General features: G+C 65.2%; 23 protein-coding genes, 1 tRNA gene and 3 pseudogenes. 14 read left to right on the forward strand and 13 right to left on the reverse strand.

What is annotated here, in order from left to right:
- Positions 1-224 precede the first annotated feature (224 nt).
- A complete protein-coding gene (locus QJT78_RS28330) occupies positions 225-1,205 on the reverse strand; it encodes a helix-turn-helix domain-containing protein (RefSeq protein ID WP_028148341.1) in 981 nt (326 codons plus the stop codon).
- Between the two features lie 158 nt (positions 1,206-1,363).
- Here QJT78_RS28330 and QJT78_RS28335 point away from each other — a divergent pair, with 158 nt between their 5' ends.
- Positions 1,364-2,089, forward strand: a complete 726-nt coding sequence (locus QJT78_RS28335; protein WP_028148342.1) for an alpha/beta hydrolase — start codon at positions 1,364-1,366, stop codon at positions 2,087-2,089.
- Between the two features lie 29 nt (positions 2,090-2,118).
- On the opposite strand, the pseudogene QJT78_RS28340 reads toward QJT78_RS28335, so the two are convergent.
- Positions 2,119-3,002 (reverse strand): annotated as a pseudogene (locus QJT78_RS28340) (LysR family transcriptional regulator).
- A gap of 103 nt (positions 3,003-3,105) precedes the next feature.
- Here QJT78_RS28340 and QJT78_RS28345 point away from each other — a divergent pair.
- The 4 genes and pseudogenes from QJT78_RS28345 (at position 3,106) to QJT78_RS28360 (ending at position 6,388) form a co-directional block, all read left to right on the forward strand.
- Positions 3,106-3,534 (forward strand): DoxX family protein, encoded by a 429-nt coding sequence (locus QJT78_RS28345; protein ID WP_028148343.1) that lies wholly within the window; start codon positions 3,106-3,108, stop codon positions 3,532-3,534.
- Between the two features lie 19 nt (positions 3,535-3,553).
- Positions 3,554-4,014 (forward strand): annotated as a pseudogene (locus QJT78_RS28350) (hypothetical protein).
- Between the two features lie 169 nt (positions 4,015-4,183).
- A complete protein-coding gene (locus QJT78_RS28355; RefSeq protein ID WP_240537643.1) occupies positions 4,184-4,612 on the forward strand; it encodes a TlpA disulfide reductase family protein in 429 nt (142 codons plus the stop codon).
- A 165-nt stretch (positions 4,613-4,777) separates the two neighbouring features.
- The gene (locus tag QJT78_RS28360) at positions 4,778-6,388 is read left to right on the forward strand and encodes an ABC transporter substrate-binding protein (RefSeq protein ID WP_281460376.1); all 1,611 of its coding nucleotides are present in this window, start codon (positions 4,778-4,780) and stop codon (positions 6,386-6,388) included.
- A gap of 42 nt (positions 6,389-6,430) precedes the next feature.
- On the opposite strand, the gene QJT78_RS28365 is transcribed toward QJT78_RS28360, so the two are convergent.
- On the reverse strand, positions 6,431-7,570 hold the full coding sequence (locus QJT78_RS28365) for an amidohydrolase/deacetylase family metallohydrolase (RefSeq protein ID WP_028148345.1): 1,140 nt from the start codon (positions 7,568-7,570) through the stop codon (positions 6,431-6,433).
- A gap of 367 nt (positions 7,571-7,937) precedes the next feature.
- Between QJT78_RS28365 and QJT78_RS28370 the strand changes: the two genes are divergently transcribed.
- Entirely contained in the window at positions 7,938-8,453 is a 516-nt protein-coding gene (locus tag QJT78_RS28370; protein WP_028148346.1) for a BA14K family protein, read from the forward strand.
- A 231-nt stretch (positions 8,454-8,684) separates the two neighbouring features.
- On the opposite strand, the gene QJT78_RS28375 is transcribed toward QJT78_RS28370, so the two are convergent.
- Positions 8,685-8,761, reverse strand: a tRNA-Arg gene (locus QJT78_RS28375).
- A gap of 142 nt (positions 8,762-8,903) precedes the next feature.
- On the opposite strand from QJT78_RS28375, the gene QJT78_RS28380 reads away from it, so the two are divergent.
- Together QJT78_RS28380 and QJT78_RS28385 are read left to right on the forward strand one after the other, a co-directional pair.
- Complete coding sequence (locus tag QJT78_RS28380) at positions 8,904-9,299, forward strand: VOC family protein (protein ID WP_049807740.1); 396 nt, start codon at positions 8,904-8,906, stop codon at positions 9,297-9,299.
- An 82-nt stretch (positions 9,300-9,381) separates the two neighbouring features.
- On the forward strand, positions 9,382-9,675 hold the full coding sequence (locus QJT78_RS28385) for a GYD domain-containing protein (protein ID WP_028151355.1): 294 nt from the start codon (positions 9,382-9,384) through the stop codon (positions 9,673-9,675).
- A gap of 57 nt (positions 9,676-9,732) precedes the next feature.
- On the opposite strand, the gene QJT78_RS28390 is transcribed toward QJT78_RS28385, so the two are convergent.
- The 5 genes and pseudogenes from QJT78_RS28390 to QJT78_RS28410 form a co-directional block, all read right to left on the reverse strand.
- Positions 9,733-10,689 (reverse strand): tripartite tricarboxylate transporter substrate-binding protein, encoded by a 957-nt coding sequence (locus QJT78_RS28390; protein WP_028151356.1) that lies wholly within the window; start codon positions 10,687-10,689, stop codon positions 9,733-9,735.
- A gap of 46 nt (positions 10,690-10,735) precedes the next feature.
- Positions 10,736-11,107 (reverse strand): cupin domain-containing protein, encoded by a 372-nt coding sequence (locus tag QJT78_RS28395; protein WP_014490346.1) that lies wholly within the window; start codon positions 11,105-11,107, stop codon positions 10,736-10,738.
- Positions 11,108-11,134: 27 nt separating this feature from the next.
- Positions 11,135-11,773, reverse strand: coding sequence for an RraA family protein (locus tag QJT78_RS28400; protein WP_028151357.1), 639 nt, complete (start codon positions 11,771-11,773; stop codon positions 11,135-11,137).
- A 23-nt stretch (positions 11,774-11,796) separates the two neighbouring features.
- A pseudogene (locus QJT78_RS28405) lies at positions 11,797-13,313 on the reverse strand (AMP-binding protein).
- A gap of 96 nt (positions 13,314-13,409) precedes the next feature.
- Positions 13,410-14,438 carry an alpha/beta hydrolase gene (locus QJT78_RS28410; RefSeq protein ID WP_028151358.1) on the reverse strand — a complete coding sequence of 343 codons (1,029 nt, stop codon included), beginning with the start codon at positions 14,436-14,438 and terminating at the stop codon, positions 13,410-13,412.
- A 208-nt stretch (positions 14,439-14,646) separates the two neighbouring features.
- Here QJT78_RS28410 and QJT78_RS28415 point away from each other — a divergent pair, with 208 nt between their 5' ends.
- Positions 14,647-15,282: a hypothetical protein gene (locus tag QJT78_RS28415; RefSeq protein ID WP_028151359.1), complete on the forward strand. Its 636-nt coding sequence runs from the start codon at positions 14,647-14,649 to the stop codon at positions 15,280-15,282.
- A gap of 76 nt (positions 15,283-15,358) precedes the next feature.
- Here QJT78_RS28415 and QJT78_RS28420 read toward each other — a convergent pair whose 3' ends face one another.
- Complete coding sequence (locus QJT78_RS28420; RefSeq protein WP_028151360.1) at positions 15,359-15,574, reverse strand: hypothetical protein; 216 nt, start codon at positions 15,572-15,574, stop codon at positions 15,359-15,361.
- Between the two features lie 29 nt (positions 15,575-15,603).
- A complete protein-coding gene (locus QJT78_RS28425) occupies positions 15,604-16,611 on the reverse strand; it encodes a 2-dehydropantoate 2-reductase (RefSeq protein WP_038943862.1) in 1,008 nt (335 codons plus the stop codon).
- Positions 16,612-16,778: 167 nt separating this feature from the next.
- On the opposite strand from QJT78_RS28425, the gene QJT78_RS28430 reads away from it, so the two are divergent.
- Together QJT78_RS28430 and QJT78_RS28435 are read left to right on the forward strand one after the other, a co-directional pair.
- The gene (locus QJT78_RS28430) at positions 16,779-17,381 is read left to right on the forward strand and encodes a YidB family protein (RefSeq protein WP_028151362.1); all 603 of its coding nucleotides are present in this window, start codon (positions 16,779-16,781) and stop codon (positions 17,379-17,381) included.
- Positions 17,382-17,423: 42 nt separating this feature from the next.
- Positions 17,424-17,696, forward strand: coding sequence for a GlsB/YeaQ/YmgE family stress response membrane protein (locus tag QJT78_RS28435; protein ID WP_080586664.1), 273 nt, complete (start codon positions 17,424-17,426; stop codon positions 17,694-17,696).
- A 180-nt stretch (positions 17,697-17,876) separates the two neighbouring features.
- On the opposite strand, the gene QJT78_RS28440 is transcribed toward QJT78_RS28435, so the two are convergent.
- Entirely contained in the window at positions 17,877-18,662 is a 786-nt protein-coding gene (locus QJT78_RS28440; protein WP_028151364.1) for an SDR family oxidoreductase, read from the reverse strand.
- Between the two features lie 260 nt (positions 18,663-18,922).
- On the opposite strand from QJT78_RS28440, the gene QJT78_RS28445 reads away from it, so the two are divergent.
- From QJT78_RS28445 to QJT78_RS28455, 3 genes are read left to right on the forward strand one after another with little or no spacing between them, the layout of a single operon-like run.
- Entirely contained in the window at positions 18,923-19,987 is a 1,065-nt protein-coding gene (locus QJT78_RS28445) for an acyl-CoA dehydrogenase family protein (protein ID WP_028151365.1), read from the forward strand.
- Between the two features lie 18 nt (positions 19,988-20,005).
- On the forward strand, positions 20,006-21,166 hold the full coding sequence (locus tag QJT78_RS28450; RefSeq protein WP_008133127.1) for an acyl-CoA dehydrogenase family protein: 1,161 nt from the start codon (positions 20,006-20,008) through the stop codon (positions 21,164-21,166).
- A gap of 17 nt (positions 21,167-21,183) precedes the next feature.
- Entirely contained in the window at positions 21,184-21,996 is an 813-nt protein-coding gene (locus QJT78_RS28455) for an enoyl-CoA hydratase/isomerase family protein (RefSeq protein ID WP_028151366.1), read from the forward strand.
- Between the two features lie 202 nt (positions 21,997-22,198).
- On the opposite strand, the gene QJT78_RS28460 is transcribed toward QJT78_RS28455, so the two are convergent.
- On the reverse strand, positions 22,199-22,951 hold the full coding sequence (locus QJT78_RS28460; protein WP_028151367.1) for a hypothetical protein: 753 nt from the start codon (positions 22,949-22,951) through the stop codon (positions 22,199-22,201).
- Position 22,952 lies beyond the last annotated feature (1 nt).

Consider the following 22,952-nt stretch of genomic DNA (forward strand, 5'->3'; position numbering starts at 1 on the left):
GACCTGATCCGCTGCTTGCCAGGTGCGCTGCTGCCGCTCGGTCCTTGACCGGCGGGGCGTCCGCCCCCCGTTCGCCCAACCTATACCTCAAGCGCGTTGCAAAGTACGGGTGGTCAGGCGGTGAAAAGCCGAAGGCAATCCTGTGCGCCTCGTCAGACAAGATGTTCGGCCGCATCAATCGGGCCCCAAAGCCGCACTCTCACGAATAGGACGGGTTAGCTCTCTCAACGCGCACGCCAATCGCGTGGGCGGCAGCCGAAGCGCTGCTTGAAGCGCCGCGCGAAGTGGGAGAGATCGGAGAAGCCCCAGTCGAACGCGATGGCGCCGATCGCGCGGCCGCCCGATGCCGGATCCCTCAGGTCGGCCGCCGCGCCCACGAGACGGCGATCGATCAAATAGTCCGAAAATGTCGTGCCGGAGCGTTCGAACAGCTTGTGGACATAGCGCTCGCTGATGCCGACGGCGCCGGCGACCGCCGCGACCGTCAGTCCCGGCTCGCGCAGCCGCTCGTGAATGGCGCGGCGCAGCGCCAGCACGGTCGCGTCCGCAAAGCTTGCGGCCTCCGCCGTCTGCGCCCGCGAGCGGCGCGACAGGCTGAGCGCAACGAGATCGAGCAGCACGTCGAACAGCCGAATGCTGTCCTCTTCCGCCATCCGCAATGCGCCGGCGTTGAGGGAGCGTGCGGTCTCGACGATGAGGTGACCGACATGGGGATCGTCGGAGACGCGCTCGGCCCTGAAATCGAACGACGGCGGCAGCCGGTCGCGCAAGGCGCGCGATGGCACCCAGAACGAAGCGACCTCCAGCATCGGACCGCGATCGTGCAGCAGCGTCACCTCGCGGTCGCTGTCGACGATGCCGACCTGGCCGCGCGACAGGCTGACCTCGCTGTCGCCCTGGAGCATGCGGCAGCGCCCGGCCAGCTTGAAGTTGAGATAGAAGCAGCTCTCGGTCGACGCCGCGATATCGGCGCGCGAGCGATGCACGGTATGCTCGGGAAAGACCACGCGATTGATGGCGCCGGTGCCGATCTTGATGGCCTCGACCTTGGCCGGGAAGCGCGACGTCGTCGCCGATTCCGGCGTCAGGTTCATGAATGCCTGGCAGATCGCCTCGCGGTAATAGGAAAACTGCTCGTCCGGCCGGGTCACTGCGGTGTTCCAGATGACGTGCCGCGGCCGGCTTGTGGGACTGACCTGCTCCATCAGTTCGCTCCGAGACCAATCCGGTTCAGCGCCAGCCAAGCGGAAAATGGCCGGCCGGTTCACACTTCGCACAACAAGAATTGTCCGCCGCGCCTCGCGAGCGCCGCAAAGGACCCACGTCATGCCGATCTAACCACACCCTCGGGAGCAGCTACAACATGTCGACCTACGTTCTCGTCCATGGCGCCTGGCACACCGGTGCCGAGTTCGAACCCGTCGCGGCCCCGATCCGCGCCGCCGGCCACAAGGTCTACACGCCGACAATCAAGGGCAATCGCCCCGGCGATGCCAAGACGACCGGGCTGAAGGACGCGATCCAGTCGATCGCCGACTATCTCGCCGAGAATAATCTCAAGGACGTGATCCTACTCGGCCATTCCTATGGCGGCATGATCATAACCGGCGTCGCCGACGTCGCGCCCGAACGCATTCGTCGCCTGGTGTATTGGAATGCCTTCGTGCCGAACAACGGCGAATGCCTCAATGACATGGTGCCGCCGCACTTTATCGGGCTGTTCGACGCCATCGCGGCCGAACGCGGCGACAGCTCTGTGGTGTTGCCCTTCCCGATCTGGCGCGAAGTCTTCATCAACGATGCCGATCTCGAGACCGCGCAGCGCGCCTATGATGTGCTCAACCCGCATCCGTTCGCGACTTTCACCGACAAGATCGCGCTCAAGACCAATCCGGCGGAGATGCCGCTGGCAAAGTCCTATATCAACTGCACCGAGGACGTCGCGATGCCGCACAGCCATCCCTGGCATCCGCGGCTCTCGGAGAAGCTCGGCCTGTTCCGTCTGGTGCAGGTGCCGGGAAGCCACGAACTGTGCTTCTCCGATCCGGCGCGGCTGGCCAAGGCGATCATGGAGGCGGGGCGCGACTGAGCCGCGCGGCTTGATCGCGCGGTCGCCGGTCACCTGATCCGCTTGTCGGCGGCGACGAAGTCGATGAGGTCCGCACCTTCGCGGAGAGATATTTGCGGCTCGGATAGACCGCGAACAGCCGCCCGTCGAAGACGATGTCGTCGGGCAGGACGTGCACGAGACGCCCGGCGGCGATGTCCTCGGTGACCAGCCATTTCGGCAGGAAGGCGAAGCCCATGCCTTCCAGCGCGGCCATGTGCAGCAGCGTCTCGTTACCGCTGCGCAGGACCGGGGTGAGCTTGACGGTCTCGACCGTGCCGTTCCTGTTCAAGGAGAAGCTTTCGCCTGGATAGAGCGCGTAGTGCAGCAGCGCCTGGCCGGCGAGGTCGGCCGGCCTGGCCGGGCGTCCGGCGCGATCGAGAAAGGCAGGCGCAGCGACCAGGTGGAATGCGACCCTGGTGATGGGGCGCGCGATCAGCGCCTCGTCGGGCGCCCCGGTCGCACGCAGCGCGAGGTCAAATCCCTCCTCGACCAGATTGACCAGCCGACCGCTGAGATCGACATCGAGGCAAACTTCCGGATAGCGGGCCTGATAGTCCGCGAGCACGCCCGCGAAGATCGTGTTCGCCATCCATACCGGCGCGGTCAGCCGCAGCGTGCCGCGCGGAACGACGGTCGCGTTGCTGACGGCGGCTTCGACCTCGTCGAGCGAATCGAGCATCTGCCGCGCCTGCTCGAAATAGAGCGCACCGCTCTCACTCAGGCTGACGCGCCGGCTGGTGCGGTTGAGCAGCCGCGTGCCGAGCCGCTTCTCGAGCTGCATCACATGCTTGCTCGCCATCGCGGGCGAAATGCGCAGACGCTGCGCCGCGGTCGCAAAGCTCTTCAGCTCCGCGACCAGGCAAAACACCCTCATGCTGACCAGGGAATCCATGAAATCATCAACATCCAGGAAAGGAACTCATCCCGGGGCACATAATGATCAAATGATGCGAAACCATCAAATGGTGGCAACCCTCACGTTCCGGAGAACCACCATGTCCACCACGACCTTCGAGACCGCCACTCCCGGCCGCGCCCTTCGTATCGGCCTCTGGGTCGCGCAGGGCCTGATCTTCCTCACCTTCGGCTCGGCTGGGCTGGTCAAGCTGCTGACGCCGATTCCCGAGCTTGCCGCGATGATGCCCTGGGCCGGCCAGTATTCCGAAACGTTCGTTCGCTTCATCGGGCTGGTCGATCTCGCCGGCGGGATTGGCATCCTGCTGCCGGCCCTGACACGGATCCTGCCGCGGCTGACGGTGCTGGCCGCGCTCGGCTGTTCGGTGCTGCAGGTGTTCGCGCTCGTCTTCCACCTCTCGCGCGGCGAGGCGCCAGTTACGCCTCTCAATGTCGTTCTGCTCGCGCTCAGCCTGTTCGTCCTGTGGGGACGCGGCCGCAAGGCGCCGATTGCTGCCCGGCAATTTTGAGCGGCAGGACAATGCGGCCATGATCTCAGCCAATGGATGGTCCCGGAGGGGCCTGCTTGCGGGCACAGCGATCCTCACGGCCGGCGGCACCGCCGCGGCCAAGGAGGATCGTCTCGCCGACGGCGTCGTGATCCTGATCGACAGCAACGAACCCTATGTCATGGGTCATGCGATCAGCTACTCGGCCAACCTCTCCAGGCATTTTGCCGACAGGCGAGCGAGATTGCTGATCGAGGTCGTCGCCAACGGCAAGGGCATCGACGTCTTCCGGGCAGACAAGACCCCGCTCGTCGAGCCGCTTGCGACGCTGCGGCAGTCGCTGCCCAACCTCACCTACAGCATGTGTGCCTCGTCCAAAGCAATCGCGGAGGCCAAGGAGCAGATCCCGATTCCGCTGATATCAGGCGCGAGCCTCGTCCCCTTCGGAATCGGACGCGTGGTCGATCTGCAACCAAGGGTTTTGCTTATATCCATGCGTGAGACACCTCGCGAGGTCGGCGCAGCACTGACCCGGCGATCGCTCCTGATGGCCGCGCCTGCGATCCTTGTTTCTCCGCGTGCGAGCCGCGCGCAGGGCGGCAATCCCGCCTGGCCACCGGTGTTCGAGACCGGCCGCAGCCAGTTCACGCTGGTGCGGCCGCGCGCCGCGATGCCGCCGCTGCGGCTTCAGGACCTGCATGGAAAGGACGCCCTGGTGACGGCGAAGCCGGGACGCATCACGCTCATCAATTTCTGGGCGACGTGGTGCGCGGCCTGCCGGCTCGATCTGCCCGTGCTCGCAAGCCTCGCCGGATCGCAGCGCGACCAGCTGGATGTCGTGGCGATCTGCACCGACACCAAGGACCTGCGAAAAATCCGCGCGTTCCTCGGCGGCCTCGCCATGCAGAACCTCGCCTGCTATGTCGACGCGCGTGGCTCAGCAGCCGAAGCATCCACCTCGGTCTTCACGCTCATTGGCATGCCCATCACCTATCTGGTCGGAACAAGCAATCTCGTCGAAGGCTACATCGCCGGCGCGGCCGAGTGGCTCTCGCCGGCAGGCGCGCGGCTGCTGACATTCTATCGCGAACAAGGCTAGAACGAGACAGCCGGCTGCTGCGCCGCCGGTTCCGGCGGTCCCTGGTCGACCGCAAACGACGTCAGACTTGCGAGACAACCGTCATTGCAAGGTGCGGCAGCAAACCATACGCTTCCCATCATCGGCGGCCGCCGTCTGGTCTCGCTTGCATCGGGAGAATTGCGAATGGTTCACGTCTCGCGACGGAAACTGCTTCAGCTTGCGGCTGTTGCGCCATCGGCACTTCCTCTGACCTGGACGTCGGTTGTATCTGCCGCGACCGGAAAGAAGACCCTGAACGCGGTGATGCAATCGGACCTTCGCGTCACCGACCCTGGCTTCACGACAGCCATCATCACCCGCGACCATGGCTACATGGTCTACGATACGCTGCTCGGCATCGATTCCAGCTTCAGGGTGCAGCCGCAGATGGCCGACTGGACGGTGTCCGCGGACAGGCTGACCTACACCTTCACCTTGCGCGACGGCCTGAAGTGGCATGACGGCGCACCGGTGACGGCGGAGGATTGCGTGGCCTCGCTGAAGCGCTGGGGTCCGAGCGTCGACGGCATGGCGCGCAAGCTGATGGACTTCACGGCCGGTATCGAAGCCGCGGACGCCAAAACAATCGTCTTCAAGCTGAAGGAGCCCTATGGCCTGGTGCTGGAGACGATCGCCAAGCCGTCGTCGATCTGCGCCTTCATGATGCCCAAGCGGCTCGCGGAGACCCCGATCAGCAAGCAGATTCCCGAGCAGATCGGCTCTGGCCCGTTCAAATTCGTCGCGGCCGAATTCCAGCCGGGCGTGAAGGCCGTCTACGAGAAGAACACCGATTACGTGCCGCGCAAGGAGCCGGCCGAATGGACGTCGGGCGGCAAGGTGGTCAAGGTCGACCGTGTCGAGTGGCTGACGATGCCGGACGCGCAGACCGCGCTCAACGCGCTGCAATCCGGTGATGTCGATTTCGTCGAGACGCCGCCGTTCGACCTGCTGCCCGCGCTTGAGTCCAATCCGGACATCAACGTGACGATCCTGAACAAGTTCGGCTTCCAATCGTTCGGCCGGATGAACTTCCTGCATCCGCCGTTCGATAATGTGAAGATCCGCCGCGCCGCGCTGCTCGCGATCAATCAGAAGGACGTGCTCGACGCACAGATCGGCAATCCCAAATACTACAAGCTCTGCGGCGCATTCTTCATCTGCGATACGCCGCTGGCCAGCGACGCCGGCGGCGAGACCCTGATCAAGGGCAACGGCATGGTGGACGCCAAGAAGGCGTTGGCCGAGGCCGGTTATGACGGCACGCCCGTGGTGATCCTGGCACCGACCGATCAGATCCTGCTGAAGGCGCAGCCGGTCGTGGTCGCGCAGCTGTTGCGCGAGGCCGGTTTCAAGGTCGACCTTCAGGCGATGGACTGGCAGACCGTGGTCACCCGCCGCGCCAACCAGAAGTCCCCGAAGGAAGGCGGCTGGAACATGTTCTTCACTTATCAGGGCGCCGCCGATTCGATGAACCCGCTCGTCAATGGCGCGATGGTCGGCAAGGGCAAGGAGGGCGGCTGGTTCGGTTGGTCCGAGGACCCCAAGCTCGAAGAGCTGCGCGACGCCTTTGCCCGCGCCGCCTCACCGGAAGAGCGGAAGAACATTGCCTTCGACGTGCAGAAGGAGGCCTACGATCAGGTGATCTACGTCCCGCTCGGCCAATTCCAGGCGCCGAGCGCATGGCGCAAATCGCTCACCGGCGTGATCGACGGCCCGGCGACGCCGATGTTCTGGAATGTGGACAAGAACGAGTAGCCTGCTCTCCCTCTCCCCGTTCTCACGGGAAGAGGCAAAGCCCTAATTCGGATGCCACCAGCGGCCGCCGATCACGACGCCCTCGGAGACGATCTTGCGATCCCCGATCAGGTGCTCGCCGACGACGTCCTCGTAGTCGAACTGGCCCTGCCTGACCGTAACAAGCGTCGCGTCGCCGACGCAGCCGGGCTTGAGGCTGCCGAGCTCGGGACGCCGCAGCGCCATCGCCGCGTTCACCGTCGACGCCGCGATCACGTCCGACAGCTCCATGCCCATGCACAGGAACTTCGACATGGTCGTGACCTGGTCGAAGGCCGGGCCGTCGATGCAGAGCTGGTGGATGTCGGAAGAGATGGTGTCGGGATAGAAGCCGTTGGCGAGCATCGCGCGCGCGGTCTTGAAGGCGAACGAGCCCTTGCCGTGGCCGATATCGAACAGCACGCCGCGCTCGCGCGCGTCCAGCACCGCCTTCTTCACCGTGCCTTGCGCGGTTGCCGGCGTATTGGGGAAGGGGCGGAACGCATGGGTCAGCACGTCGCCCGGACGCAGGCGGCCCAGCACCTCCTCGTAGCTCGGCGGCGGATGGTCGATATGCGCCATCAAGGGCATGCCGACTTCGTTGGCGACCTCGAGCGCGATGTCGAGCGGCACGATCCCCGACGTGCCCGAGGAGTGCAGCCCCACGCGTACCTTGATGCCGACGATGAGGTCGCGGTTGGCATCGGCCACCTTGGCCGCCTCGATCGGATTCATCAGCCGCAGCTCCTCGCTCTCGCCGACCATGATCCGGTGCGAGAAGCCGAAGATGCCGGCATGCGAGACGTGCAGATAGGCGAGGATGCGGACCTGGCTCGGCTCGATCACGTGCTTGCGGAAGCCCGCGAAATTGCCGGGACCGGCGCTGCCGGTATCGACCGCCGTGGTGACGCCGGAGAGGCGGCAGAATTCCTCGGCGTCGATGCCGAGCGAGGTGCCGCCCCAATAGACGTGGGTGTGCAGATCGATCAGCCCCGGCGTCACGATGTAGCGCGAGACGTCGCGCACATCGGTGCTTGGATCGGCCTTGAGCCCGGTCCCGACGGCGGCGACCTTGCCGCCGGCAAAGGCGATGTCCGTTACGGCATCGAGCTTCTGGGACGGGTCGACCACACGGCCGCCGCGCAGGATCAAGTCGAAAGGCATTGTTGTCTCCGGATGGGGTAGCGAGGCGTGGCCGGAACGTCGGCAAGGCCAGGAAGGAAGTCTTTCGACTCTAGCAATTTTTGCGCCGACGAGTGTGGCAAACAGCGACGATTGCCCATGACAAAATGGCGATCCCGGGACGGCTCGAACTTTCAACCCATGTTTTACGAAACCGCTTTCAGGTCAACAATATCAGCGGCCTGTTCGGTCGGATTCCGGCTTCACGTGCGAAGCTGAAACATCCGCGGCCTATTGAAAAGACGGCAAGCGCGCATCCGGCAAACATGGCGTCGTCGGCAGGTCTCGGGCCAATGAGTGCCCGGCAAAAGTTGAGCCGTGGCCGACCCCATGTAGCTGGAGAAAAACGATGGAACGACTGAAATTGCTTGGCGTGATCGCTCTTTGCGCAGCCTTGGCGCCGGGGACGGCTGCCTCTGCGCGCGGCGGCGGACATGGGGGTGGCGGACATTTCGGAGGCGGCGGATTTCACGGTGGTGGGCATTTCGGAGGCGGCGGAGGCTTCCGCGGCGGAGTTGGTCATTTCCGGGCCGCCGGCGGCTTCCATGCGCCCGGCGCTTTCCATCAGGCCGGACGTCCCGTCGCGGCCGGCGCCGGCTTCCATGGCGGCCAATTCCATCATGCCGGGTTCCGGCATCGCTATCGCCACGCATGGGCTTACGGCGGCGGTCTTGGCCTTGGCGGCGCCTTCGCGCTGGGCGCCTATTCGGGCTGGCCTTACTATGGCGGCTACGACGACGGCTTTTACGGCGATTACGACGACTCTGCTGATGGCACGTCCTATTGCGAACAAAAATATCGCTCGTACGACCCGGCTTCGGGAACGTATCTCGGCTACGATGGCAAGCGACACCCCTGCCCATAGCTCGATGGGATGATGTCTTCGAGCCGTGCTCGCCGGCACCTTGGGAATCCCTGAGATCGCTGACGACGCACGGCCCGAATTGCCGGCGCGTTGCTGTTGCCAGTCTCCCCAGAGCAATATGGTTGTGACGAATGTCTTTGGGAGGCTGCTGATCAATCAGCTCATGATGCGTGGCGTTACGAAACCACCACGCTCCGCCCCTGGCGGCATCAAGCTAAGCCATCGAAAAGCTGGCGATCCCGGCATGACTCGAACATGCGACCTACGGTTTAGGAAACCGCCGCTCTATCCGGCTGAGCTACGGGACCGCGGAACCCGCTGGTACGGGTTCGATCCCGTCATAGCAGAGCAAAATGCGGTTCGCCAGCCGTCAGGCGGGCCAGACCATCGTCAACCTGAACAAGGCGGCTATACAATCGCGTCCAGGCCCCTCTCGGCGGAGCAGCTCACATGATCGAAAGCATCAGCGCCATCACGCTCGGCACGCATGACATGGGGCGCGCCGTGCACTTCTACCGGTCGCTGGGGTTCGAGCTCCTGTATGGCGGCGAAACCGCCGCATTCACCAGCTTTCGCGCCGGCAGCGGCTATCTCAACCTGACGGCGCAGCCGGACGACAAGCGCTGGTCTTGGTGGGGTCGCATCATCTTCTACGTCGCCGATGTCGACGGGACCTACGAGCGCGCACGCGCCGCCGGATGGCAGCCGTCGACCACGCCGCGCGATGCAGAATGGGGTGAGCGCTACTTCCATCTCACCGACCCCGACGGCCATGAGCTCAGTTTCGCGCGACCGTTGTCCTGGGCGCATAAGTCACACCGGCTGACGTTCCCAACGCGCAAGTAGCGCTGTCTCAGCCGCCGTGGCAAGCTCGGCGCGGTTGCCTCAAGCCAGACTTGTATCTGGGTTCTAACCAGGGAGGACGACCATGGTAACCTATGTCGTGCTGGGAAACTTCACTGACCAGGGAGCCCGCAACGTCAAGGACTCGCCGAAGCGGGCCGACGCCTTCAAGGAGATGGCCAAAACGTTCGGCGTGACCGTGAAAGAGATCGTCTGGACGCAGGGACGATATGACGTTGTGACCGTTCTCGAGGCTCCAGACGAGACTGCCGCGATGTCGCTCAGCCTTAGTCTCAGCGCACTCGGCAATGTCCGCACCGAAACGCTGCGCGCGTTTTCGGCGGCAGATATGACAAAGATCGTCGGCAAGATGCTCTGACGCTCAAGCCCGCGCGAGCGCACCGAACCTGGGATGGAAATCCCGGGCAGGGGCCTCTCATGCCCTGATATTGTTGTCCTTCACCACCTTGCCCCAATAGGCGACCTGCTTGTCGAAGAAGGTCTTGAACGCGGCGCCATCCTGGAGCAGCAGCGTCATCTGCTGCGTCTCCTTGAGCTGCGCGGCGGTCGCGGGCTCGCTCAGGATCTCCTTGGACGCCGTCGCCATGGCCGAAACGATGTCGGGCGGCGTGCCCGCGGGCGCGAAAATGCCCCACCAGGCGAGCGTCTCGAAATCCGGAAAGCCCGCCTCGATCGCGGTCGGCGTATCCGGCAACGCCGGCAGGCGCTCGCGGCCGAGTTGCAGGATCGGCCGCAGCATGTTGGTGCCGAGTTGGGCTGAGACCAGCGCCGCCGATCCCGCGATCAGATCGACATGGCCGCCGAGCACGTCGTTCATCGCCGGGCCGCCGCCGCGATAAGGCACGTGCATGATCTCGACGCCGGCCTTGGTGCCGAGCACCGTCATGGCGAGATGGCCGAGCGTGCCGATGCCGACGGAGGCATATTTCACCGCGCCGGGCGTCGCCTTGCAGGCGGCGACCACGTCGGCAAAGCTCTTGTAGGGACGGCCCGCGCCGGCAGCGATCACGTAGGGCGCGGTGCCCACCAGCAGCACCGGCATCAGCTCGCGCTCGACATCGACCGGTGGCTTGTCGAGGATGGACGGGATCACCGCGTGGGAATCGAAGGTGACCAGGAACGTCGAGCCGTCCGGCGGGCTCTTGGCAACCTGCGCCGCGCCGAGCGCGCCGGCGGCGCCCGACTTGTTCTCGACCACGACGATGCGGTTGAGCTTTGTCTGCAGATTGGCCTGCAACAGCCGCGCCATCGCGTCAGTCGATCCGCCCGGCGGAAACGGCACGACCAGCGTGATCTTGCCGGCCTGCGCCACCGCTGGCGCGATTGCGAGAATAGCGGGCGCTGCCAGCAGCGTGCGTCGTGTGATCGTCATGGTCCCCTCCCCTTTGTTTTGCGCCTGGCTTTTTGCTCTTTGGCGCCTAGGTCGTGCCGAAGCCCGACCCTGCTTTTTTGTATTCTGGCCGTGGTGGACTGAAAATGTCCAGCACGCGGGCCCCATCGGGGCCGGCGCGCATCGTGTGCGGCACATTGCCGGGCGTGCGCCAGAAATCGCCCTTCTTCACCGGAATTTCCTCATCGCCCTGGACGCGGATGGCGGAGCCGTCGAGCAGCACGCCCCATTGCTCCTCCGGATGATGATGCAGCGTGCCTTGCGCATGCGGGGCCAGCGTCACCACCGACAGCATCGCCTGCTCACCGGAGAAGATGCGCGTGGTCACACCCGCCGCGAGCTCGCGGAACAGCCCGTCGCTGGGATCGTTGATGTTGTGAAATTCGTCCTTCTGGCTCACACCGCCCTCCCCTTCATTCTGATCTGATCAGGATTTGCCGTAGGAGCCCTGGTAGCGGCCCTCGCGGATCGCTTTCATGGTCTCCTCCTCGCGCGCGACCTGGGCGCGGACGGCTTCCAGCAGCGCCGCGGCGCCGGCGGCGGGGAACGACACCACGCCGTCCTCATCGCCGACCACGATGTCGCCGGGCGAGATCACGCTGCCGCCGATCGTCACGGGCACGTTGATCTCGCCGGGCCCGTTCTTGTAGGGGCCGCGATGGATCACCGCGCGGGCGTAGCAGGGAAAGTCGTCAGCGGCGAAGGCCGCGACATCGCGGATCGCGCCGTCGATGACATAGCCCTCGGCTTTGCGCCACTGCGCGATGTTCTTCATGATCTCGCCGACCAGCGCGCGGGTCTCGTCGCCGCCGCCGTCGACCACGATGACGTCGCCCGGGCCGACCAGTTCAAGTGCGCGGTGGATGGCGAGATTGTCGCCGGGACGGGTGTGCACGGTGAAAGCCGTCCCCACCAGCTTGCCGCCGCGATGATAGGGCTTTAGCCCCACCGCGCCGGGCAACCGGGCGAGATTGTCTGAAATGACCGAAGTCGGCGCGCCGCGAAAACCCTCGATGATCTCGGCCGGCGGCTTCGGCACGCTGTTCGCTGCGATGGTGATCGTCATGTCTCAATCCTTCTGTATTCTTCTTATTCGGCGTGCGCCAGCGCCTTCGCCGGCCGAATCCGGAAGGCGCGCCCTTCCTTCATCCACGCCGCGCGCTCGTCGCGCAACAGTGTGCGGCGAACTTTTCCGGAATCATCGCGCGGTGGGGCGCTGACGATCTCGAAGCTCTCGGGGTGCTTGTAGCGGCTGAGCCGGTCTTTCAAGAAGTCCGCCATGCCGTCGGCGATGGCCTGGCGGTCCGCGTCCGGCTCCGGTTCGATGATGGCATGCACGCGCTGGCCAATTCCGGATCGGGCAATCCCACCACCACGCAGGAGCGCACGCCCGGGCATTCGGACACCGCGGCCTCGACCTCGGCCGGATAGATGTTGGCGCCGCCGCGCAGCACCATGTCGGCGAGGCGGTCGCCGAGATAGAGATACCCTTCGGCGTCCAGTCGGCCGATATCGCCGAGCGATTCCCAGCCGTCCGCGCGACGCTTCGGCTCGGCCCCGAGATAGTGATAGGTGGCGTCCTTGCCGTCATTGTTGAGGAAATAGATCTCGCCGGTCTCGCCGGGCGCGACGTCCTTGCCGTCCTCGCCGACGATGCGCAAGCGCGCCATCTCGCCGATCTTGCCGACCGAACCCTTGTGGGTCAGCCATTCCGTGCCTGATATGATGCACGAGCCCTGGCGCTCGGTGCCGCCATAGAGCTCCCAGACCCGCTCAGGCCCGAGCCAGCCGATCCAGTTCTCTTTCAGCCAGGGCGGCATCGGAGCTGCCATGTGAAACACGGTCTGGAGGCTCGACACGTCGTAAGAGTTGCGCACGCTCTCCGGCAACGCCGAGATCCGGTGCATCATGGTCGGAACGAAATTGACCCATTGCACGCGCTCGCGCGCGATCTGGCGCAGCGTCTCCTCGGCGTCGAACTTGACGAGACCGGTGAGCTGGCCGCCGGTGAACAGCGCGTAGTGCGACACGATGAACGGCGCATTGTGGTAGAGCGGACCGGGATTGAGCAGCGAAACGCCGAAGGGAATGTTGAGCGGCGGCGCGGCGACCGTGTCGGTCACGGCCGGCTGATGATCGAGGATCACCTTTGGCCGGCCGGTCGAGCCGCCGCTGGTCATGGCTTTCCAGTAGCGGGCCACCGGCGGGTCGAGCGGCTCGTCCGAAAAACCTTCCGGCACGAAGTCCGCCGGCAGGCGGTTCGGCGCGTTCCAGTCGGCCTCGCCGCCGACCACCAGCGCCGGCTTCAGAACGTCGAGCACCGCGGCGGCCTCGCCGCGCGGCAGCCGCCACGACAGTGATGTCGGCGTCGCTCCGCACTTCCATACCGCAAACGAGGTCTCGAAGAACGCGTTGCCGTTAGGCAAACCGATTGCGACAAAGTCGCCGGGCTTGACGCCCTTGGCCATGAACGCCCGCGCGCGCCGATTGGCGCCGCGTTCGAGCTCGTCCCATGTCAGCGTATCCTGCCCGTGACGGACGGCGATCGTGCCTTGCGGTTTGCGTTGAGCGTACCAGCGAGGCACGTCGGACAGGGGCAGCAGCATCAGGTGTTTTCCACTTCGTCTTCTTGGCGTCGTCTCAGGATGAGGCGTCGCGAGACGAAGTGTAACAGCCGGAGCCAAGCCTTCAAGATGTCGATGTCAGCGCTCCGCCCCGCAGCCCGGAATATCGAACAGCGCCGCGAGGCCGCATTTCGAGGTCAGCATCTTGTCGCCGTCATGGCCGACGCCGGCGACGTCCCAGACCCGGTGATTGGGCGTGCCACGGTCGCGCCTGGCCATCGCATCCGCATAGGCGTGGCCGCGGGCGTAGCGCGTGGGACCTTGCGCCTCGGCCATGCAGCTCTTGTCCAGCGCGGAGTGCTTCGGATTGGTATCGAGCGTGCCGAGCAGATAGATCACCTCGCGCTCGACATAGCGCTGCTCCAGCGCGGCCGGCGTTGCGTTCGCAAGATAGAGCGGACGCCCGTCCATGCCGTATTTCCAGTTGTTGTAGCCCGGGCAGGATGCGGCGATCGCCGGCACGGGCCGCGTGTTGCTGAAATAAGCGTAGGAGGAGGGATTGGCGACGACGTAGCGGACATCGATATGCTGGCGCGACAGCGCCGCCTCGCCTTTGCCGGCGATGGCATAGCGTTGCGCGACCTGGCCACCGCCGGAATGGCCGGCGACGACGACCTGCTTCAGGTTCGGGAAGATGCGCCGGTCCGAGAGTTTTGCGAGGATCGCATCGAGCGCATCGAAGGACGACACCGGATTCGGCGCCAGCGCGGCGTCGCCGCCCTCCCACCCCTCCAGCGACCAGCGCAGCGTATCCGCGGGCAGCTTGTGCGCGTCGATATCGATCTCCGCCAGAAACTGCGGGACGATCATCAGCGCGCTCTTGCCGTCGTCGCCCGCCGCAACCTGCGCAGTATGGGCCGACATGTAATATTCGTCGGCATTGCGCAGGCGTCCGTGCAGCACGATGATGGCACGCGAGATCGCCGGCAGCGGCAGCGACCAGTCGCTGGAGAGATAGAGCGGCAGCATTCCCTGGCCGCCGACCGAGAGCCGCGCGTCGGCGATCGCCCTCACCGGCTTGCGGTTGGGCGCCTCTTCGTCCGCTGCGAACGCATGGCTGGAAATGAACGCCAATATGATTGCGGCGAGACGGGCCAACGCTCTCATGACGGATATTCCCCTTCGAATTCAAACCAATAAAGTCTAAGCCGATCATGTGCCGCGCGGCTGTGACTCCCGCGCCACGTCAAGCAAAAAATGTCAGCATTCCAGCCATGAAATTCCCGAGTTCCACGGGTGACAAGCCGGCGATAAAGGGGCAAAAATCGGACCCGACTCAGTTCGGGTTGAGTTTTGCAGGGAATGCTCTCGTAGAATGTCGGACGTAGTTGCATCGCGTCGTGCGGCGCTAGTCGTTGCCGCAGCAGGATTTCTTCTGCTGACGCCGTTGCATGTCCACGCCCAATGGTGGAAGCGCGCGCCGGTCGATTTCGAGGAATGCGCCGACGCCGCCGAGAAGGCCGCGAACAAGACCGAGAAGACGGCTGCGCTTGCCGATTGCAACGCCAAGTTCGCCGGCCGCCGCAAGCCAGGCGGCGGCTATTCCTATTACGATTTCCTCCAGGACCGCACCTTCGACATCGCAGGTCCCAATCCGACGCCGGAGGAGCAGAAGAGGATCGACGAATCCTACACCGCCTATCTCGCCAATCAGCGCCGCAGCAATGAAGCCGCCCAAGCCGCCGCGCGTCAGCAGCGCGAGCAGCAGGAACAAGCGCGGCAGCAGCAGGTCGCACTGCGAACCGAGGTCGAGCGCGTGTCCGTCCCGGTCGCGCGCGTGCCTGTCCCGATCGAGCGGCCGAAGGTGCAGCAGTCCGTGAGCCCGCGACCGAAGGGCGCGCCCTGCACCAAGGGCTCGTTCTCCTGCGAATGGCCGCGGCTATCGGAAAGCTTGAGCGATCTGAAGAAGCTGTTCACCCCGGCGCCAAGCAAGCCGGCGAAGAAGGGGTAAGCTCCTCGCGCAGCAAACTCCGCTGTCGTCCCGGACAAGCGGAGCGCTGATCCGGGACGACAGCGAGAGTGTGGCGTCAGTTCGGCTGCTTCTTCTTGCTGCGCTTCGGTTTGACCACCGGTGCACGCATGGGCTCTGTGGTCGTCGGCGAATTGCCCAACTGCGACCTGCTCTCCTGCAACCGCCTGTCATAGCCGGGCGAGCTCACGACCGTCGGCGGCCTTGCGTAGGCCAGCGTCGATGCGCCGCAGAGCGCGGCCAGCGCGAGCCCAATCTTCAGACAACGCGTCATCGTTGCTCCTCCCGCCGCCCGGCTCGCACTCAGGCGGCTCCGCGGATCTGCTGCGGCGTCAGTCGCGGCGGGCCATTGCCTGCCGTCTCGGCCTGCTTGATCAGCGCAACAATACGGCGCATCAGCGGCACGTCGACGTTGTTCTGCTCGGCGAGCGCGATGACTGCGCCCTGGAGATAGTCGATCTCGGTCTTGCGGCCCTGCTTCAGGTCCTGCCACATCGAGGAGCGCGCCTCGGGATCGATCTTCATCGTGCGCCCCAGGATCGCATTGAAGATCACATCGGGCAGCCTCAGCAGGGTCGGCGTCCACCTCAGCGGGATCGGCGTCGCCGAGACCGGCGCGATGCCGGCGGCCTTCATCGCAGTCACGCCTTCGGCCATCTGGTCGGCGAACAGTTGTCGCCAGTCGCGGTTCGCCAGTTGCGCGGCGAGCGGCATGTCGGACAGCGCGCTGAGCGCATTGTTCAAATTGATGATCAGCTTGCCCCATTGCACGCCGGTGATGTCACGGCTTGCGCGCACAGCGAGGCCGGGCACCGACAGCGCTGCGGCCGTATTCGCCTCATCCTCGCCGACATGGATGTCGCCGGACGTCGAGCGGTGAAAACGCCCCTCGCCCATCGCGATCACGTTGAACGGCACCATGCCGGCGAGCAGGCGCCGGCTACCGAGCTGCTCGCGCAGCACCGCGACATTGCCGACGCCGTTTTGCAGGGAGACGATGACGGCGTCCTGCGGCGCGTGCCGGGCAATCTGGTCCGCGACTTCGGCGGTGTCGGCGCTCTTCACCGTGACCAGCACGATGCCGGCGTTGTGGAAGATCGCGGGATCCTCAGACAACGCGAGCTGGCCCGCGCCGAGCTTCTGCTCGGAGCCGTCGAAATCGGTCAGCCGCAGGCCGAACCGCTCGATCTCCGTTTTGACCCGCGGCCGCACCAGCAGCGCGACGCGGCGCCCTCCGGCCGCCAGCTGGCCACCGACGAAACAGCCGATGGCGCCCGCGCCGGCCACCACGATCGGTCGATCCGCAACCACCTGACCTTGCTCCCTTGAAAGACCCGCCCTCGATAGCAGAGGCAACGCCTGCTGCCCATTGGTTGCGGTGCATTCGCCTTGTAACCGTCATGAGAGCCTCATATGTTTTTGCCCCGGGGGCTGTCACCGGCGAGAACTCGCCGACGAGAACGCCAAAGGAGAGCACCATGGGTCTACTCGACGTCCTCAACGGCATGCAGAATGGCCCCCGCGGCCCGAGCACGCCCAGCTCTGAGCAATCCTCCGGCGGCATGTCGCCAATGACCATGGCGCTGCTCGGCCTGATCGCCTGGAAGGCCTTCAAGCATCTGACGGCAGGCCAGCCCGACGCGGCGCCGGCGCCGCAGCAGCGCTCGCCGCTGCCGCCTCCGACGCCTGTCAATACGGGCAGCAGCGCTGTTCCCGGCGGCCCCGGTGTTAGCGGCGGCCTCAGCGACCTGCTCAAGGGCGGCCTCGGCGGCCTGCTCGCGGGCGGCGCCGCCGGCACCGTGCTGAGCGGCGGTCTCGGCGATCTCCTCAACCAGCTTCAGCAGGGCGGCCACGGCGAGGCCGCGAATTCCTGGGTCGGCAAGGGCCAGAACAAGGCGATCGCGCCCGGCGATCTCGCCAGCGCCCTCGGTGCCGACCAGATCCAAAGCCTGTCCGCCCAGAGCGGCCTGTCGCGCGACGAGCTGCTCTCCGGCCTCAGCCAGTATCTGCCACAGGTGATCGACCACCTGACGCCGGACGGACGGCTGCCGACCGAGAACGAGCTCTCGGGCAGACTTTAATCGAACCTTGATCTACGCATTCTCGGGAAGGGGAGCACTGACATGAGCATGGGCGGCCTGTTGTGGATCATCGTCGTCGGCTTCATCGCCGGCCTCATCGCGCGCTGGCTGGCGCCGGGACCGAACAACCCGAGCGGCTTCATCCTCACCACCATCCTGGGAATTGCGGGTGCGTTTCTCGCGACCTTCATCGGACAGGCGATCGGGCACTATAGCCCCGACCAGGGCGCCGGCTTCATCATGGCCACGATCGGCGCGGTGGTGGTGCTGTTCATCTGGCACCGGCTGGTCGCGAGCGGCGTGATAAAAGGATAGGTCCCTCGTCGTCCCGGACAAGCGCGCCCTAAGCGCGCGCAGATCCGGGACCCATAACCACAGGAAGTAGTTTGGTGAAGACCGGCAGCTCCGAGTCTTCGCCAAACTACTTCCTGTGGCTATGGGTCCCCGCGTTCGCGGGGACGACGTCTGCGTGTGACGCGCGGAGCGCGGCGCCAATCAAGTAATCAGATGCATCCCCGCATCCATCCGCACGACCTCGCCGGTCATATTGCTCGACGCCTGCGTTGCCAGGAAGCAGACGAGCTGCGCGATGTCATTCGCGGATGAAGCGACCTTCAGCGGCACCTTCGCCACCACGCTGTCGCGCACCTGCTTGGCGCCGGCCTCGCCGCGGCCCTTGGTGAACCAGGGCGTGTCGATATAGCCGGGGCACACCGTGTTGACGCGGATCAGCGGCGCCAGTGCACGTGACAGCGACAACGTCATCGTGTTGAGCGCGCCCTTGCTCGCGGCATAGGCGATCGACGAGCCGACGCCGCTGATGCCGGCAACCGAGGACACGTTGACCACGGCGGACGGCCGCTCCGAAGCCTTCGCGCCGGCCTCGAGCAGGCTGCGCGACGCGCGCACCATCTGGAACGGGCCAATCGTGTTGACGGCGTACAAGCGCTGGAAATCTTCAGCCGACAATCCATCGAGATCGGCATGCGCGACATGCTTGGTGATGCCGGCATTGTTGACGAGCACGTCGAGCCGGCCCCAGCCGCTGGCCGCCGCAACGATCTTGCGGCAATCGTCATCTTTTGAGACGTCGCCCTGCGCGACGAGCACCTCCGCCGCCCCCGCCTTGCGGCAGAGTTCGGCCGTGGCCTCGGCTTCCTTCTGGCTCGAGGAATAGTTGATGAGGAGCCGCGCCCCACTCCGCGCGAGAATCTCCGCAGTCGCTGCACCAAGTCCGGATGCGGACCCCGTCACGATTGCGCACAAGCCGTCTTTTGCCATCCGGATTTCCTTCCCCTTGATTGAATGCAAGCCTTAAACAGCTGGCCCTGTTTAGCGAGTTTGCCGCGCCCTGCAAATCGAGCAAACTCCGCTAAGCGGAATTAGTCCATAGCAGCTCTTGCGCCCATGCCGGAGCCGCAGATGGGCCTGCGGTCAACGCTTGTCAGGGCCATGGCTTTTTCGGATCATCGGGCGCAAGAAGAGACCGCGCGCCGCACCGACCGGACGGAACGCGCCAATGGCAAAACACGGGGAACGCTGTGGCGGAGAGTGACAATATCGTCGTCGAGACCGCGGAGAAAATCTTCGCCGATCTCGCCGATCCGCAGACCATCAACAACGACAAGAAGGGTTCGTGGCAGGCGCCGCTGTGGCAGGCGCTGAGCGAAGCCGGCTTGCCCTTGTCCTGGGTGCCTGACGATCTCGGCGGCTCCGGCGCCAGCTTGGCCGACGGTTTTGCGCTGTTGAACGCCGCCGGCCGCTTCGCAGTCGCGGTTCCCCTGGCCGAGACCATGCTGGCGGGCTGGCTGCTTGCGCAGGCGAAGATCGCCTCACCGGAAGGTGAGATGACGGTGCTGCCGGCAAGCCCGAAGGACCGCATCACGCTCGATGCCGACGGCGCGCTCTCCGGCCGCGCCCGCGGCGTGCCCTTTGCCAAGGCGGCGAAGCACTTTGCGGTGCTGGCGCACGGCAAGGATGGCATCTCCATTGCCTTGGTCGATGCGAGCAAGGGCCGGATCGAATCCGGCCTCAATGTCGGCTACGACCACAGCGATACCGTGACGCTCGACAAGGTCCAACCTGTCACCATCAAGGCCGCGCCGAAGGGCCTTGACCAGACCACGCTCATGCTGATGGGCGGCGTCGCGCGCAGCCTTCAGATCGCGGGCGCGTTGGAAGCGATGCTCGACATCTCCGTGCGCTATTCCAACGAGCGCGTCGCGTTCGAGAAGAAGATCTCGAAGTTTCAGGCCGTGCAGCACAATCTCGCCCGGCTCGCCGGCGAATCCGCCGCCGCGCTTGCGGCCGCAACATCCGCGGCCGACGCCATCGCGAACGCAAAGTCATTCGACGACGAGGTCTACCTCGAAGCCGCCTCGGCAAAGATCCGCTGCGCGGAAGCCGCGGAGAAAGGCGGCGCCATCGCGCATCAGGTGCACGGCGCCATCGGCTTCACCAGCGAGCACATCCTGCACCGCTTTTCGCTGCGGGCGCTGGCCTGGCGCGACGATTTCGGCTCGGAGAGCCACTGGGCCGTCGAGCTCGGCAAGCTGGTGGCAAACCGCGGCGCCGACGAATTGTGGCCGCTCGTGGCTTCGCGCTGATCAGAGGACGAGACAACAATGACCGCTGCCCTTCGTTTCGATCCGATCCGCCTGCCCGAGAAGTGCGAGCAATTGCGCAAGGAAGTGCGCGCCTTCCTCGCCGAGGAAATCGCGGCCGGCACCTTCGATCCGCACAAGCCCAACCGCGAGGACACCGACGCGCCGGAATTTTCCCGCCGGGTCGGCGCCAAGGGCTGGCTCGGGATGACCTGGCCGAAGAAATATGGCGGCCAGGAGCGCTCGTTCCTCGAGCGTTACGTGGTGACCGAGGAAATGCGCGTCGCCAACGCGCCGACGCGGCGTTTCTTCGTCGCCGACCGCCAGAGCGGGCCGGTGCTGATCAAATACGCGCCCGAGCATATCAAGATGGACATCCTGCCGCGCATCTGCCGCGGCGAGATCTGCTTTGCCATTGGCATGAGCGAGCCGAACTCCGGCTCCGACCTGTTCGCGGCCAAGACGCGCGCGACCAAGACCGACGGCGGCTACCTCATCAACGGCACCAAGATCTGGACCTCGTCGGCGCACATCGCCGACTACATGATCGCGATCTTCCGGACCTCGCAGCCGACCAAGGAAAACCGCCGTCACGGCCTGACGCAGTTTCTGGTCAAGATGAAGCAGCCGGGCATCCAGGTGAACCCGATCGGCCAGATCACCGGCCAGTACGAGTTCAACGAGGTCGTCTTCACCGACTTCTTCGTGCCCGACGATCACGTGCTCGGTGAAGTCGACGGCGCCTGGAAGCAGGCGACGAGCGAGCTCGCCTATGAGCGTTCCGGCCCCGAGCGTTTTCTGGAGACCTATTACGTGCTGACCGAGCTCGTCCGCGCGGTCGGCCCCAACCCGGACACGCGCAGCGCCGAAGGCATCGGCCGTCTCGTGGCGCAGCTCCACACCATGCGGCGCATGTCGGTCTCGGTTGCGGGCATGCTGCAGGCCGGCAAGGAGCCGGTGGTGGAGGCGTCCATCGTCAAGGACATCGGCACGGTCTGGGAGCAACAGCTTCCGCATCGCGTGCGCGATCTCGCCGCCTTCGTCGAGGAGACCGCGACCAACCGCGAGACGCTGGAGCGGCAACTCGACTTCGCCATCAAGACCGCACCGAAACTCACCATCCAGGGCGGCACCACCGAGGTGCTGCGCGGCATCATCGCGCGCGGACTTGGTTTGCGCTAATTCAATCGAGGATCGTCATGAGCACCTATAAAGATATCGGCGTCGAAAAAGTTGGCCACGTCGGCACCATCGAGATCCGCCGTCCGCCGCTGAACTTCTTCGACATCTCGCTGATCAACCAGATCGCGGACGCACTCGACGAGTTCGATCGCGACATCGAGATCCGCGCATCCGTGCTGTCGGCACAAGGCAAGGCATTCTGTGCCGGCGCCAATTTTGGCGATCCGGCGCGGCAGGCGCAGGAGGCGCGCGAGGCCGAGAAGAAGGGCGACCCGGCCGACAACCTCGGCCCGATCAACCATCTCTACATCCAGGCCGTGCGCATCTTCCGCGCCAAGAAGCCGATAGTCGCGGCCGTGCAGGGCGCAGCCATCGGCGGCGGGCTCGGTCTCGCAGTGTCGGCCGACTTCCGCGTCACCTGCCCGGAAGCGCGCTTCTCCGCGAACTTCACCAAGCTCGGCTTCCATCCCGGCTTCGGCCTGACCGTGACGCTGCCCGAGCTGATCGGCAAGAACAACGCCGAGCTGATGTTCTACACCAGCCGCCGCGTCACCGGCGAAGAGGCAGTGAAGTGGGGCCTAGCCAACGAGCTGGTGCCGCAGGACCAGGTGAAGGCGGGCGCGATGAAGCTCGCCGCCGAGATCGCCGAATGCTCCCCGCTCGGCCTCCTCTCCACCCGCGCCACGATGCGCGCCAACCTCGCCGATCGCGTGATGGCCGCGACCAACCACGAGCTCGCCGAGCAGACGCGCTTGCGCGCGACGGAAGACTTCAAGGAAGGCGTCAAGGCCACCGAAGAGCGGCGCACGGCGAATTTTAGGGGAAGGTGATCGCTGCGGCGGCTCGCCGTATTACTTTGGCGTTGCCACAACCTCCCTGTCGTCCCTGCGAAAGCAGGGACCCATAACCACAGGGAGGAGTTGTGGCGCGAAGCTGGTCAACACGAGTCTTCGCCAAACCACTCCCTGTGGTTATGGGTCCCGGATCTGCGCTTCGCTTGTCCGGGACGACAGCGGTGTGTGTGGCAATCGCTCAAGCCGCAAGCCGGAACGTCACCCCGCCGAGCAGAAACTCGTTCCCCGCAACCGCGAGCCCTTTCGCCTTCGCGGCATGCAGCACGCTCGCCACATCCGCCACCTGAAACTCCAGCGCGCTCATGATCTCGCTGGCGCCCTTCACGAAGTGGAAGGTGGCATTGGGCAGTTTCAATTCGGCACCGCCACTCGGCACGACCCCGATGACCTTCCCCCAATGTTCCGCGAGCCCCTGAGGATCCGGGCTCTGCATCTCCACGCCCGTCAGCGCCTGCGTCACATCCTTGCGGATGAATTTTTGCCAGTCCGGCCCCGCGGGCGGATACGGCCCCAGAATATCGTCGCTGCCTTTGGTATGGTTGAATTCGATGAAGGCGGCGCGGCAGTCGCGGGGGTGGAGCTGCACGCCGTGATAGGGCGCGTGGTCGATCACGTTGGCGGTGCGCACGCCCATCGCATTGGCGTTGCGGCCGCGCTCGTCCGGATCGTTGCAGCAGAAGATCGCCATATAGCCGCCGCGGCCGCCGGTCTTCTCGATGAAGCGGCCGGCGGTGGTGCCGCCCTTGAACGGCGCGACCACCTCCAGCAGGATCGTGTCGACCGGGAGCAATGCGTTCTCCAGGCCGTATTTGGCGACATTGCCATCGCGGTAGCAGACGTCGAGGCCCATGATCCCGGCGATGTCGGAGACCACAGGCGCGAGCTGCGGCGCGACGAGGCAGATCTGCCGAAGCCGCATATAGGGCGCCATC

This window comes from Bradyrhizobium sp. Mp27 (assembly GCF_029953005.1).
Taxonomy (GTDB): Bacteria; Pseudomonadota; Alphaproteobacteria; order Rhizobiales; family Xanthobacteraceae; genus Bradyrhizobium; species Bradyrhizobium barranii.

Coding starts and splice junctions, on each gene's coding strand:
- QJT78_RS28330 (WP_028148341.1), bottom strand. CDS start 1,205: ATGGAGCAGGTCAGTCCCACAAGCCGGCCGCGGCACGTCATCTGGAAC.
- QJT78_RS28335 (WP_028148342.1), top strand. CDS start 1,364: ATGTCGACCTACGTTCTCGTCCATGGCGCCTGGCACACCGGTGCCGAG.
- QJT78_RS28345 (WP_028148343.1), top strand. CDS start 3,106: ATGTCCACCACGACCTTCGAGACCGCCACTCCCGGCCGCGCCCTTCGT.
- QJT78_RS28355 (WP_240537643.1), top strand. CDS start 4,184: ATGCCGCCGCTGCGGCTTCAGGACCTGCATGGAAAGGACGCCCTGGTG.
- QJT78_RS28360 (WP_281460376.1), top strand. CDS start 4,778: ATGGTTCACGTCTCGCGACGGAAACTGCTTCAGCTTGCGGCTGTTGCG.
- QJT78_RS28365 (WP_028148345.1), bottom strand. CDS start 7,570: ATGCCTTTCGACTTGATCCTGCGCGGCGGCCGTGTGGTCGACCCGTCC.
- QJT78_RS28370 (WP_028148346.1), top strand. CDS start 7,938: ATGGAACGACTGAAATTGCTTGGCGTGATCGCTCTTTGCGCAGCCTTG.
- QJT78_RS28380 (WP_049807740.1), top strand. CDS start 8,904: ATGATCGAAAGCATCAGCGCCATCACGCTCGGCACGCATGACATGGGG.
- QJT78_RS28385 (WP_028151355.1), top strand. CDS start 9,382: ATGGTAACCTATGTCGTGCTGGGAAACTTCACTGACCAGGGAGCCCGC.
- QJT78_RS28390 (WP_028151356.1), bottom strand. CDS start 10,689: ATGACGATCACACGACGCACGCTGCTGGCAGCGCCCGCTATTCTCGCA.
- QJT78_RS28400 (WP_028151357.1), bottom strand. CDS start 11,773: ATGACGATCACCATCGCAGCGAACAGCGTGCCGAAGCCGCCGGCCGAG.
- QJT78_RS28410 (WP_028151358.1), bottom strand. CDS start 14,438: ATGAGAGCGTTGGCCCGTCTCGCCGCAATCATATTGGCGTTCATTTCC.
- QJT78_RS28415 (WP_028151359.1), top strand. CDS start 14,647: ATGTCGGACGTAGTTGCATCGCGTCGTGCGGCGCTAGTCGTTGCCGCA.
- QJT78_RS28420 (WP_028151360.1), bottom strand. CDS start 15,574: ATGACGCGTTGTCTGAAGATTGGGCTCGCGCTGGCCGCGCTCTGCGGC.
- QJT78_RS28430 (WP_028151362.1), top strand. CDS start 16,779: ATGGGTCTACTCGACGTCCTCAACGGCATGCAGAATGGCCCCCGCGGC.
- QJT78_RS28435 (WP_080586664.1), top strand. CDS start 17,424: ATGAGCATGGGCGGCCTGTTGTGGATCATCGTCGTCGGCTTCATCGCC.
- QJT78_RS28440 (WP_028151364.1), bottom strand. CDS start 18,662: ATGGCAAAAGACGGCTTGTGCGCAATCGTGACGGGGTCCGCATCCGGA.
- QJT78_RS28450 (WP_008133127.1), top strand. CDS start 20,006: ATGACCGCTGCCCTTCGTTTCGATCCGATCCGCCTGCCCGAGAAGTGC.
- QJT78_RS28455 (WP_028151366.1), top strand. CDS start 21,184: ATGAGCACCTATAAAGATATCGGCGTCGAAAAAGTTGGCCACGTCGGC.
- QJT78_RS28460 (WP_028151367.1), bottom strand. CDS start 22,951: ATGGCGCCCTATATGCGGCTTCGGCAGATCTGCCTCGTCGCGCCGCAG.